Annotated in this window: 16 protein-coding genes; 9 read left to right on the forward strand and 7 right to left on the reverse strand. The window is 33.3% G+C overall.

What is annotated here, in order from left to right:
• The first annotated feature begins 180 nt into the window (after positions 1-180).
• Both BAU23_RS09860 and BAU23_RS09865 read left to right on the forward strand, forming a co-directional pair.
• Positions 181-1,395, forward strand: coding sequence for an aspartate aminotransferase family protein (locus BAU23_RS09860; protein ID WP_001286446.1), 1,215 nt, complete (start codon positions 181-183; stop codon positions 1,393-1,395).
• Positions 1,396-1,697: 302 nt separating this feature from the next.
• A complete protein-coding gene (locus tag BAU23_RS09865) occupies positions 1,698-3,155 on the forward strand; it encodes an MFS transporter (RefSeq protein WP_071734289.1) in 1,458 nt (485 codons plus the stop codon).
• 57 nt (positions 3,156-3,212) lie between these two features.
• Here the strand turns inward: BAU23_RS09865 and BAU23_RS09870 are convergent, their stop codons facing one another.
• From BAU23_RS09870 to BAU23_RS09880, 3 genes are read right to left on the reverse strand one after another with little or no spacing between them, the layout of a single operon-like run.
• Complete coding sequence (locus BAU23_RS09870; RefSeq protein ID WP_071734291.1) at positions 3,213-4,322, reverse strand: DUF4018 domain-containing protein; 1,110 nt, start codon at positions 4,320-4,322, stop codon at positions 3,213-3,215.
• Positions 4,297-5,460 (reverse strand): DUF58 domain-containing protein, encoded by a 1,164-nt coding sequence (locus tag BAU23_RS09875; RefSeq protein WP_071734293.1) that lies wholly within the window; start codon positions 5,458-5,460, stop codon positions 4,297-4,299. Before BAU23_RS09875 ends, BAU23_RS09870 begins: the two co-directional genes overlap by 26 nt.
• On the reverse strand, positions 5,457-6,386 hold the full coding sequence (locus BAU23_RS09880; RefSeq protein WP_071734296.1) for an AAA family ATPase: 930 nt from the start codon (positions 6,384-6,386) through the stop codon (positions 5,457-5,459). The genes BAU23_RS09875 and BAU23_RS09880 overlap by 4 nt, the downstream gene beginning before the upstream one ends.
• 204 nt (positions 6,387-6,590) lie before the next feature.
• Between BAU23_RS09880 and BAU23_RS09885 the strand changes: the two genes are divergently transcribed.
• Together BAU23_RS09885 and BAU23_RS09890 are read left to right on the forward strand one after the other, a co-directional pair.
• Complete coding sequence (locus BAU23_RS09885) at positions 6,591-6,908, forward strand: PadR family transcriptional regulator (RefSeq protein WP_000991891.1); 318 nt, start codon at positions 6,591-6,593, stop codon at positions 6,906-6,908.
• A 7-nt stretch (positions 6,909-6,915) separates the two neighbouring features.
• Positions 6,916-7,452: a DUF2812 domain-containing protein gene (locus BAU23_RS09890; protein WP_071734299.1), complete on the forward strand. Its 537-nt coding sequence runs from the start codon at positions 6,916-6,918 to the stop codon at positions 7,450-7,452.
• Between the two features lie 131 nt (positions 7,453-7,583).
• Here BAU23_RS09890 and BAU23_RS09895 read toward each other — a convergent pair whose 3' ends face one another.
• Both BAU23_RS09895 and BAU23_RS09900 read right to left on the reverse strand, forming a co-directional pair.
• A complete protein-coding gene (locus BAU23_RS09895) occupies positions 7,584-7,868 on the reverse strand; it encodes a hypothetical protein (RefSeq protein ID WP_071734302.1) in 285 nt (94 codons plus the stop codon).
• Between the two features lie 142 nt (positions 7,869-8,010).
• Positions 8,011-8,259: a hypothetical protein gene (locus BAU23_RS09900; RefSeq protein WP_000433610.1), complete on the reverse strand. Its 249-nt coding sequence runs from the start codon at positions 8,257-8,259 to the stop codon at positions 8,011-8,013.
• Between the two features lie 282 nt (positions 8,260-8,541).
• On the opposite strand from BAU23_RS09900, the gene BAU23_RS09905 reads away from it, so the two are divergent.
• From BAU23_RS09905 to BAU23_RS09920, 5 genes are all read left to right on the forward strand, one after another.
• The gene (locus tag BAU23_RS09905) at positions 8,542-8,925 is read left to right on the forward strand and encodes a VOC family protein (protein WP_001049873.1); all 384 of its coding nucleotides are present in this window, start codon (positions 8,542-8,544) and stop codon (positions 8,923-8,925) included.
• 15 nt (positions 8,926-8,940) lie between these two features.
• Entirely contained in the window at positions 8,941-9,483 is a 543-nt protein-coding gene (locus tag BAU23_RS09910; RefSeq protein WP_000506646.1) for a GNAT family N-acetyltransferase, read from the forward strand.
• On the forward strand, positions 9,483-10,076 hold the full coding sequence (locus tag BAU23_RS09915) for a kinase (RefSeq protein WP_071734304.1): 594 nt from the start codon (positions 9,483-9,485) through the stop codon (positions 10,074-10,076). Before BAU23_RS09910 ends, BAU23_RS09915 begins: the two co-directional genes overlap by 1 nt.
• Before the next feature lie 531 nt (positions 10,077-10,607).
• Positions 10,608-10,775: a hypothetical protein gene (locus BAU23_RS30160; RefSeq protein WP_033670193.1), complete on the forward strand. Its 168-nt coding sequence runs from the start codon at positions 10,608-10,610 to the stop codon at positions 10,773-10,775.
• A gap of 273 nt (positions 10,776-11,048) precedes the next feature.
• Complete coding sequence (locus BAU23_RS09920; protein WP_000845562.1) at positions 11,049-11,360, forward strand: hypothetical protein; 312 nt, start codon at positions 11,049-11,051, stop codon at positions 11,358-11,360.
• A gap of 41 nt (positions 11,361-11,401) precedes the next feature.
• On the opposite strand, the gene BAU23_RS09925 is transcribed toward BAU23_RS09920, so the two are convergent.
• Positions 11,402-11,617 (reverse strand): helix-turn-helix domain-containing protein, encoded by a 216-nt coding sequence (locus BAU23_RS09925; protein WP_000974613.1) that lies wholly within the window; start codon positions 11,615-11,617, stop codon positions 11,402-11,404.
• 10 nt (positions 11,618-11,627) lie between these two features.
• Positions 11,628-12,110: a DUF2975 domain-containing protein gene (locus tag BAU23_RS09930; protein ID WP_000809091.1), complete on the reverse strand. Its 483-nt coding sequence runs from the start codon at positions 12,108-12,110 to the stop codon at positions 11,628-11,630.
• Positions 12,111-12,159 lie beyond the last annotated feature (49 nt).

The following is a 12,159-nucleotide window of genomic DNA, read 5'->3' on the forward strand; positions in this document are numbered from 1 at the left end:
CAGACCGCTAGATGAAAAAAACACGTATGTAGTGGACCTGTTGAAATAGAAGAAATTATGGAAAAATGAATATCGGGAAGAAAATTCCTATTAAAATATTAATCTGAAAAATGAATTTATACATGAATTTATAGAGAATGAACATAAATAAACAGGGGAAATAACTAGGAGGAATTTAAAATGTCGGATTGGTTTCAATTAGATAAAGAATACATTATGCCTACGTATTGTCGTACGGAGGTTGCGATAGAAAGAGGAGAAGGAAGTAAACTTTATGATGTAGATAGTAAAGAGTATTTAGATTTATTTTCTGGTGTAGGAGTAAACGTATTAGGATACAATCACCCTAAAATTGTGCAAACAACAATGGAACAAGTTACGAAATCGTTGCATCTTCCATTTCATTTTTTAAATCCAGTTGCGATTGAGTATGCAAAGAAATTAGTTGATTGCTCTTTAAAAAACGGAAAGGTCTTTTTTACAAACTCTGGTACGGAAGCGACAGAAACGACGTTAAAATTAATTGATAAATATAAATCTATTACGAATGAAGAACGTGACGGAGTAGTTGTGCTGAAAGATAGTTTCCACGGGCGAACATTAGGGGCGTTACATTTTACGAGACAAGAAAATGTATATCAAAATTTCCCTAAAACATCGATTCCTGTATATGAAGTGGAACGTGAAAATATAGAACAATTAGAAGAAATAATTATTAACGAAAATCCCATTGCAATTATGTTAGAGCCTGTTTTAGGAAGCGGGGGGATCTATCCTTTATCAAGTGAATATTTACATGGTGTTCAATATCTATGTGATAAATATAATGTACTTCTCATAGTCGATGAAGTACAAAGTGGTATGGGGAGAACAGGAAAACTATTCGCTTATCAAAATTTCAATATTACACCCGATATTATTCAAATTGGCAAAGGAGCAGGAGGCGGGATACCGCTAGGGGGAATTATTGTAGGTGAAAAATTATGTGATGTATTTGCACCAGGAGATCACGGCACAACGTTTGCTCATTCTTCAATGGGAACCGCTTTAGGGTTAACGGTTTTAAATACATTGATTGACGATGGTTTAATGCAAGAAGCGTATGAAACGTCACACTATCTAAATGATAAATTGCAAGAAATTCAGAAAGAAAATTCTTATTATATTCAGGAAGTACGCCATGCTGGTATGATGTTTGGAATTAGTTTGAATGATACGAATGAAAACGTAAAGAAATTACAGGTAAAGCTAATGGAGAAAGGGATGTTAGTTGACGTTACACAAGGGAACATCATCCGTTTACTTCCGCCATATATAATTACAAAAGAAGAAATCGATACATTTGTTAATGAGTTTATCTCTTGTATGCATAGTTTAGCAGCTACAAGCGTTTAAAAACTTTAATGAAAAATCACCTTATTTTTAATGCAAATAGGAAGAAAATAGTGGTAAAAAAATAAAATTACGTAAAAAAATAAAAAGCTGAAAAAGGTACTCATATAGCGCCTTCTTCAGCTTTTTATAATACTAAAATTAATTAACCTAAGGAGCATCTCATTGGACAAATAATTAATTATGTGAAACAATAATAACAGATAAGGAGACATTAATTTTCCTTAAGTGCTTCTAATTAATTTTATTCAATAAGAGAAGGTGTGCTTAAAGAAGTTAAATTAAATAAGGAGCTGTTTTATTATATGCAACAAAATAATGATTTGAATTTTGAACCTCAAGACGTTAATATTGTCAATCCTAAACAAGCCAGGAAAGCAGTAATTGCTACTGGTATAGGGAATGCAATGGAGTGGTTTGACTTCGGATTATACGCGTATTTAGCGGTTATCTTAAGTCAATTATTCTTCTCAGGTGTTAATAATAGTGGATTGCAACTTGTACTTACATTCGGTACATTTGCAGCAGCCTTTCTCGTTCGACCAATCGGAGGTGTATTCTTTGGTAGAATAGGAGATAAGTACGGCCGAAAAATCGTGTTAAGTACTACTATTATTTTAATGGCACTTTCTACATTATTCATCGCATTACTACCAACCTATGAACAAATTGGTGTATGGGCACCAATACTACTTTTAGTTGCCAGAATGATTCAAGGCTTCTCTACAGGCGGCGAATATTCAGGTGCAATGGTTTATATCGCAGAATCTTCTCCAGATAAAAAGCGTGGTATACTCGGTAGTGGTCTTGAAATTGGAACACTCTCAGGTTACATTGCTGCATCGGTAATTGTTACCATTTTGACGTTATTGTTAACAGATGAACAAATGCTCAGCTGGGGCTGGCGTATTCCTTTCTTAATAGCTGCACCAATTGGTTTGGTCGGTTTATATTTACGCCGTCATTTAGATGAATCTCCCATCTTTGAAGAGATGGAAAAAGCACAAGAGGAATCTGAAGACAACGAACAATTTTCATTTATGGATATATTAAAATATCACAAAAAAGACTTCTTATTAAGCACAGTTATTGTCGCCTTCTTTAATATTACAAATTATATGATTCTTTCGTATATTCCTTCTTATCTAACTCAAGTACTTAAAGTCAAAGAAACAACTGGCTTATTAATTATTTCTATTACGATGGCACTTATGATTCCACTGGCCCTTTATTTCGGTAAATTAAGTGATAAAATTGGTAATAAACGTGTCGTGCAAATTGGTTTACTTGGTTTAACAGTATTTGCAATTCCAGCATTTTTACTAATAGGTAATGGACATATTGCAGCTATATTTGCAGGTATTTTCATTTTAGGATTCTTCCTAAGTGTATATGAAGGAACACTACCTTCATTATTACCATCACTATTTTTCACCGATGTACGTTATCGAGCACTTTCGATCTCATTTAATATTTCTGTATCGATATTCGGTGGAACAACACCGCTCGTATGTTCATACTTAGTTCATGCAACCGGTAACCCGCTTGCACCGGCATTTTATTTAGCAGGTGTAAGTATTATTGGATTAGTTGCATTTAGTGTATTATTCGTTACAACTTCAGGACGTGCACTTAAAGGTTCATATCCTACAGTTGAAACGAAAAAGGAAGCACACCTAATCGCTAAAGAAGACCCTGAAGAAACACTTTGGTGGCATGAAGAGTCGTTAGAAATTGAAGCAGGGAAAAATGCTTCAATTTAAAAAGTAACTTAGAAGTATAAAAAGACTCCTATGAAAATAGGAGTCTTTTTTGTTATGTTATTTCTTTCTTTTCTTCAAACTCTTCTGATACAAGTAAAGTTTATGAATCTCTTCCTTAAATTCTTGAAGTAGTATCATATCCTCACGATTCGAATATCTTACTGCATTATAAGCATCTATAATAATATGACTCTGAATATTTGCACCTTCTTCAAGATTTATTCTTTCTAACCAAGCCTCAACCGTTTCTCCTCGCTCTCGGTTTAAAGGGGGGGATAGTTTGCTCTCGAGTTTGAAAATTTCTTTCCGAATTTCGTTATTTGGTGGTTTATTTCGTTTGAACCGTTTTTGACCTGTTCCTTCTTTATCAGCAATGATAGTAGATTCGAAGATAGGCATATTTGGTAAACTTAAATGTTTTCGTTTTTTTACTATTTTCCAAACGACGTAAATAGCGATGGCTGTACATGCTATTATTGTAATGCTATTAATGAGAGTTGGATCAAAAGGACGCTGCCCCAATTCCTCTTTAATTTGTGGATCTTTTAAATTTCCTTTATTCGACCAAAAGTCGTCTGTATCTTTTAATGCAGCTGCCGAGAACAATGGATTTAAAGCATAACCAAATCCTAAGGCAACTACTTGTATGATATAAGAAAAAAGAAGCCGAATATAAGGAAATACCGGAATAAGTAAAGCGCTAATTATTCCAATCGTAATAATAGAAGTGAAACGTAATAGCTGTTGATTGCGATTGGAACCTGTTAACCAAAATGTAATCATTATGTGTAAAGTTAATAGTAACAATTTCCACAATGGCGGAAAGGGGGCATAAAATATAGCTGAAACGACAAACCATACAATACCGCCTAACGATTTTTGTACTGGATATCCCGGTCCAACAGAGTGTACGATAAAGAAAAACAGTGGTAATAATATTGTGCCTAAAATAGAGAAAGGTAGAAATAAAGAACAACCGATTATTTGAATAACTAACAGTAGTACAAAACCTGTTGTTTTCTTATTCATAAATTTATGAATAAGAAATACTCCTACATAACCGGTCACTAAAAATATAGCAATACCAATGAGTTCATCTCTTTCCGTTAATAATGAAAGAAGGATGAGCAGAATAAAGTCATTAACGTGATAGAGCCAAGTTTTCAAGCTTTTCCACCATCCCTTCATTATTAATGAGAAACGTAGGCTGAGATAGAAGAGGAAGCTCATTCTTCTGCAAACCAATGTATATCATTGTAGACGAGCGTTCCCTTTTTCTCGTTACATAGTGAAGAAATCCTTGTTTCGGAAGTAACGTACTATCATCTGAAATACGTGCTAATTCCTCTAAAGCCTTCCCGTAATGTGTTTGTCCTTCGTTTAATGGTAAATGCAATGCACCAACTTCTGCTAAAACACTAATAAATAACTCAAACGGAATTTGATGCTTCGTTGCGAATTGACAAATGTACGTTGTGAATGAAACAAGGTCTTCTACATTTTCTTTCCAACCGAATCCGCGATCAGCAGCTAAAGAAAGACAAATCGTCCAACTATAATTTTTTACAGGTTCATATTGCTTCGCTTGTAACGCCTGCATTTTAGCAGATGCTTTCCAATGAATAGAGCGGAAAGATTCACGTTCATATCGTTTAACACCGATAATGGATGTTTCATCATTGTAAAAAGAGAAATTCGTTCGATACGAACCTGTTAATAGTTGCTGGAGTTCTTGTAAACCGGCTACTTCTTTAGGAGTAGGGTATACAATAATTTCAGTCTTTAATTTATCGAAAACAGGTAAATGTACAGTTAATAAATGAAAAGGGTCTTTTAAAACACATTCGAACTGTTCAATTTGAAACACACCACGCTTCGTTGCGGTTAATGTTAAATCCCATTTTTGCGCTGAATGAGCAGGTTGTGAAAATGGGAAAGAAAATAACGTTTTCGATATTTGTTCAATCCCTTGATCCTTATGCGGTATAAGGGACGAATTTAAATGAAAATAACAAATGCCGTTAACGAGTGGTATATTTGCTCCATTTTTTAAATGAATAAAAAACTGTCCAGATTCATCAGGGAAAAGCCGAGTTGTTTGTTTTTCATTTATAACTTGAAATCTTTTCTCTATGTAAGCGACATATTTATAAATGAAAATCGCAAATAAATAGTAGAAGAAAAAGAGAAACATAATAATTCGTTGCGGCAGAAAAAACGTAAATAGTATAGCACCTGGCACAGTTAATTGAATAATATGGAGTTGAAAAAATAAAGGTACAGTTACAACGCGCTGTCCATTCATGCTTGTTCAATCTCCACAGGTACGTCAACTTCTTTTAAAATCCTTTGCGTGATTTCATTTTTTGTCGTGCGTAAGGCACCTTCCATTGATAAGACGATACGGTGATTCCAAACGGAAGGAACTAAAAATTGTATATCTTCAGGTGTGCAATATTCTCTGCCGCGTAAAAAGGCTAATGCTTGAACGGCACGTACTAAAGCTAATGTAGCACGCGGGCTTACACCGTTAGCAATGTAATCATGATTTCTTGTAGCGTGAGCAAGTTTAATAATGTAATGTTCTAACGGTTCTGATACGAAAATTCCTTTCACTTGTTTCTGCGCTTTTAAAATGTCTTCTAAAGAAATGACTGATGTGACGCTTTCTAAAGGTGTATTGTTACGAAAACGACGCATCATTTTTAATTCATCTTCAGGAGCCGGATAACCAATTGAAATCGTCATTAAAAAGCGATCAAGTTGTGCATCTGGAAGAGGAAAAGTTCCTTGTGATTCAATCGGGTTTTGCGTCGCAATAACAAAGAATGGTTTCGGAAGAGGAGTAGACTGCTTTTCAAGCGTTACTTGTCGTTCTTCCATAGCTTCTAACAAACTAGATTGTGTTCTCGGCATCGCGCGGTTAATTTCATCTGCAAGTAGTATATTTGTCATAATTGGTCCAAGTCTTAATTCGAATTCACTAGTTTTTGGATTGAAATATTCAATACCTGTTACATCACTCGGAAGTACATCAGGGGTAAATTGAACGCGAGAAAAATTACCACCAATGCTTTTTGAAATTGTTTTTGCAAGTAATGTTTTTCCGGTGCCAGGCACATCTTCGAGTAGTACATGTCCATCAGCAAGCAATGAAACGAGTAATAGATCTATAACATTGTCTTTACCGACAAAAACGGACCTTATGTTATCTTTCAATTTATTTATCATATGTATCATTCCTTTCAAAATATAAACGGATATTTCTATATTTTAACAAATTATTCAGAAAATTGATATGATTTTTTAATTTAAAGAAATAGATATTAAGTTATTAAATTACTCTTGCATATTTTGGAATATGATTATACAATATCGATATACGATGTATCGTTAGTCGATATATCATGAAGCGATGTATCGGAGGTAGTTATAATGAATGCGAAAGCGCAAAAATATATTCCGTTAACTGAAGCAACCTATTACATATTATTGTCACTTGTGAAGCCAATGCACGGTTACGGAATTATGCAAATGGTAGAAGAGATGACAAATGGGGAAGTAAAACTAGGTCCTGGTACTTTATATGGGAATACGACGAAGTTACTAAAAGAAAAGTTAATAGTCGAAGTTGCCTCTACGGACAGAAAGAAGTGCTACGAATTAACTCCATTTGGTAGAGAAGTGTTAGAGCTAGAGTATAACAGATTGCAAAGATCTGTAAGGAATGGAAACAGTATATTAGGGGAGTGAATGGAAGATGGAGACAAAGAAGATATTCAAACCTTTCGCGGTATGGAGCTTAGAAAAAGAAGAAGCTTTTTTACGGAATATGCACCAACAAGGCTGGGCATTACAAAAATATAATATAATGTATACGTTTAAGAAAACTAAGCCGAAAGATGTAGTATATAAAGCGGATTTTAGATTGGATTATAAAGATTCAAAGGAAAAACAAAAAGAATATATTGAAATATATGAAATGTGTGGATGGAAACATGTAACGAGTTTTGCAAAATGGAATTATTTTTGTAAAGATGTAGAAGAGGAAAAAGAGTTGCCTGATATTTATTCAGAAAAGGAAACGAAGGTACAAAAAATGAAGGAATTACTACAATTTTTTGCCTTTATTTCAATAACTATATTACCCTCAATGTATAACGCATTTTTAAGTTCAACAGAATCAAGAGTGCCAATTTGGGCGAAAGTTATGCTGGGGTTTGTTGGTTGTATGTATATGTATCTCTTTATAAGGCTCTCTTGGAAAATTAAGAAATTGAAAAGCGAAATATTATAATAAAGAGTGGATTTTAAAAGAAGATGATTTCGTAGATAATTATACTGGAATCATCTTCTTTCATTTCTATGTAATTTTATTTTGTTCACTCTTTTTTACATAATAAAAGACTATATATTTAAGGAATATAACTAACAGTTACAAAGAATATTACTAGTAATAATACCTAAAAAAATCATAAATAATGAAGAAACGATTAATAATAATGAACTACTGATTAATACTATTTTATTAGAGTTTTGATGTTTAAAGTGGTAATAAAGTAAAAAGCCGCAAACAGTAGAAACAGTCCATATAGCTAGACTGTAAGGAGTTGTTATCTTCTTCCAATCGAAAATCCAAAAGTAGAGTATGATCATGTGGCAAACTAATAGTAGTAATGCGGATGGAATCATTAATCTGTTATTAAATATCATTTATTTCACCTCTCTTATGTAAATATTACTAAAAGAGTATGGAGTTTAAAATATAATATGGAAGAAATACGTTTTGTACTACCGCATTAAAAGGAAAAATCCCTTATAGAAAAATCTATTTCTATAAGGGATAGTAATGATTTTATGAAAAAGACTGATTTTGAGCAGGTTTAATAAATTGTTCTGGATTTTCAACAAGCCCGCATACAGCACATTGGACACGGTAAGTAGGTCCTTGATAAGCCATATGAAAAGCATTCATCGTTTCATTTGTGTATTCTTCTTCTACTTGACCAGTTTGTGGATTTAATTTGACTGGTTTTACTTGTTGCTCAAGAATATTAAAGCGAGTACGGTTCGTTTTACAGCTTGGACATAGCATTGGTTCCATATGTATACACCTCCATTTGTAGCATTTCTTAAGCAGTATGATTTTATGCAAGTAAAAAAACTTTCTCAATATAAATAGGTGTTTAATGTATTTAAAATTCAGAAAAAATAAAATATAATAAAAGTACGAACTGGTTATGTCCAAACCAAATCTCCTGTTTTATGCCAATAAGCTGGGGGGCCGAGAAATCGGCCTCATTTTTTTGTGCTCGGCTTTATGAGGTACAAGGTTTTTAAAAACATTTGTCGAATTTTTAGAGGTGAAGGTAAAGGGGGAATAATTATGAACTTAAAAATGAAATACATTATTTTATATGTAGAAAAGTTTGAACAATGTCTTCAGTTTTATAAAGAAATTTTAAAATTACCAATAAGAGCTGAACACGGTACATATATTGAATTTGAAACGGGAGCAACAATTTTAGCGATGAATACACGAGAGGATGTTAAGGCGTTAACGGGACTACCTCTTACAGAAGGTGTACTACAATCTTCTCATTTTGAGTTAGGGTTTGTTGTAGAGAATGTAAAGGAAACGATTGAGAAATTAAAAGAACAAGGGGTTAAAGTTCTAGTTGAGCCAATCGTAAAACCGTGGGGACAAACTATTGCTTACATTGCTGATCCAGACGGTAATTATATTGAAATTTGTAGTTCATTAGAATAGAGGGAGAAAAAGAGGATGGGGTTTCCAAAATTAGAAACAGAACGTTTACTATTAAGAGAACTTACACTATTAGATGCAGAAGCGATGTTCCATTATTTTTCAAAAGAATCTGTTATTCGTTATTTCGGAATGGACTCTTTCGAAAATATTGAGCAAGCGAAAACGACTATTCAAACGTTTAGAAAGCGAAATGAAGAGGGAAATGTGTTTCGCTGGGGGATAGAGAAGAAAGGCACGGATCAATTAATCGGTACGTGTGGGTTTCATTTAATTAACAATCACCATAAACGAGCTGAAATTGGCTATGAGCTAGATGATACATATTGGGGACAAGGATACGCAACCGAAGCACTGCAAGCAATGCTAGCTTACGGATTTGAAACGTTGCACTTTATAAGAATTGCAGCTGTCGTATATATAGAAAATGAAGCTTCCCGTAATTTATTAAAAAAATCTGGGTTTCAAGAAGAAGGATTACTTCGAAAATATATGATTCAAAATGATGTTGCTCATGACACGGTCGTTTATTCATTATTAAAAGAAGATTGGCAAAAGTAATGAGCACAAATGAAATAATGAAAGTTATTCAGGAACATAAAGATGAGCGATTTATACTAGGTATAGACGGACTAAGTCGTTCGGGTAAAACAACATTGGTTAAAAAATTAGAAGAAAATATGAAACGAAGTGGAATCTCGTTTCATATTTTTCATATTGATGATCACATTACCGAGCGAAATAAGCGATATAATACTGGATTTGCAGAGTGGTACGAGTACTATAACCTTCAATGGGATATTGATTGGTTGCTGCGAAACCTTTTTCAAAAGTTACAAAGCGACATTGAATTAGAATTACCTTTTTATCATGATGAAACAGATTCATGTGAAATGAAAGAAATACATCTTCCTTTAGTAGGTGTAATAATTGTAGAAGGAGTTTTTCTACAGCGAAAAGAATGGAGAGATTTCTTTCATTATATGGTGTACTTGGATTGCCCAAGAGAGAAAAGATTTCTGAGAGAAAGCGAAGAGACACGAAAGAAACTTTCGAAGTTTCAAAATAGGTATTGGAGAGCAGAGGATTATTATTTGGAGATGGAATTGCCGAAGGATGGGGCGGATTTAGTAATATGTAACGATATTAAATAGAAGGTGTAAGAAATGAGGTTTTCAAGTAGTTATTTATAAAGAACTATCAATTTTAATAAAGACTGTATCTTTCAATTTAAAGGTACAGTCTTTATTTTCTATATACTTCCATACGTTATTTCCCCCCTGTATTCAACAAGTTATACATAAAATGAGTATAGTAATAAATAATGTAAAATGAAGTGTAGCTGATAGGTTTAGTAAGAGTGTCTATCGTGGTTGTTAGCTAAGGGAAGAAAGAAACATTAATTACCATAATTATAGTAATTAATAAATCGGAAATTATGATTTGAGTAAAGATGTTTTTACAAGAGGTGTGGAAACACCAAATTAAAAACTTATCCGATAGAAAGCACTGATTATTCTTATTGCATGGGTACATGGCTTTTTGTTTTTAGAACAACTCTTTGGTGGCTCTTTTATTATGTGAAAATTATATAAGCTATGTGAGAGTTGAAAAAATAGCATAGTATCTTTCTCGATGTACATATTAAGTGAAGTGCTTCATATGTACATAAAAGGCGGGATAATATGGATAAAAATAAGAGGAATGAAGAATTGGATGAGTTTAAGAAACGGTGGTTTAATGAAGATAATCAACCAATAGCTGGTATAGAGTTAGCTTTGCCACCTGATATTGGAAGCATGTTAGACTCGAAACCCATTAATGATGAAAGTAGAGAAAGTAAAAATGAATAACTTTTATCTAAGCATCCATTCGGGTGCTTTTTATTTTGGAGGAGAAAGTAAAGTGGAACTAACTAAACAAGAACAAATAGTTATTATCGGTAGGTTAATTATACGTATGAAAAGGGTATACGTCACCGTAACAAGTGTGTTGTTAATTTTGTAGCGTTATATGTTCCAGGGGAAAATGGGATAATTGCTGCAGAAGTATCTGTTTTTTTTTAACCAAATTATGGTTATTCATGCTAATATGAACTTATAGCTATATAGAAGGGGTGGGTAATTATGAAAACAGAAATAGTTCCCAAGAAGAAGTATAGCATAATAAGTTATGTATCTTTACTCATCGGGATTATGTGTTTTTTATTTGTTTTTATAACTCCGACGAGGATAGCGAATGCGGGTAATATAGTGGGAGATTATATTACAATTGCTCTGACAGGCGTAGGTATTATTCTTTCCAGCATTGGAATTGCGAAACAAACAGAGAAGAAGGCAATTGTAATTATCTCATTAATACTTTCCTCATCTTTCTTCATTTTTTGGATTATCGCGATTATCTTATTGTTTACTGGGCAAATAAGTTTTGCGCCTTAATGAGCAATAAAAAGAGTCCTTCATTAATAGAAGGACTCTTTTTATTCGGTATCTTCAGGTTGATATTCTAAAATATCCCCAGGTTGGCATTCTAATGCTTTACAAATAGCATCTAAAGTTGAAATTCTAATTGCTTTTGCTTTTCCATTTTTTAATATAGAAAGGTTAGCCATTGTAATTCCAACCTTCTCTGAAAGCTCTGTTACGCTCATTTTTCTTTTAGCTAACATTACATCAATATTAATTATTATTGCCATGTTATTCACCTCAGACCGTTAAATCATTTTCTGATTTTATATCTATCGCATCTTTTAAAAGTCTTTGGAGAACGGCAGCAAAGACTGCGATAACCATTGAAGCAAAGATTAGAAGCATCCCAAGTATAATAATACCAGGTGCGTCATCTCTCTCTGCCACAAGATAGAAGAGTGGCATGCCTACTACATATAATATACTAATTGTTACTGCGCAGTGTTTTATCTTCTTTAAAGCCCTAACAGATAATTTCGAGAAGGCGTTACCCTTGTCAATGTAGCTTACAAGTTTAAAGGCTTGATATAGAGCAAAATAAAAAGGTATCACTGTTGCATATAGAGTAAGTAACACCAGATATTTTATTAATGCAAAATCGGGGTACAATTCCGCTGCATAATTCCCTATGTCAGGAACTAAAAATATACATAAAGCAAGAACAGGAATACCGATAAGGATAATAGCTGTCTTTAAAAAGAGTGTGGATCCTTGTTTCATTTAAAGCACCTCATTTATTAATTATCTATTAAATCTAACATGAAATTTA

It is taken from the genome of Bacillus nitratireducens (genome assembly GCF_001884135.1).
In the GTDB taxonomy this organism is placed as follows: Bacteria; Bacillota; Bacilli; order Bacillales; family Bacillaceae_G; genus Bacillus_A; species Bacillus_A nitratireducens.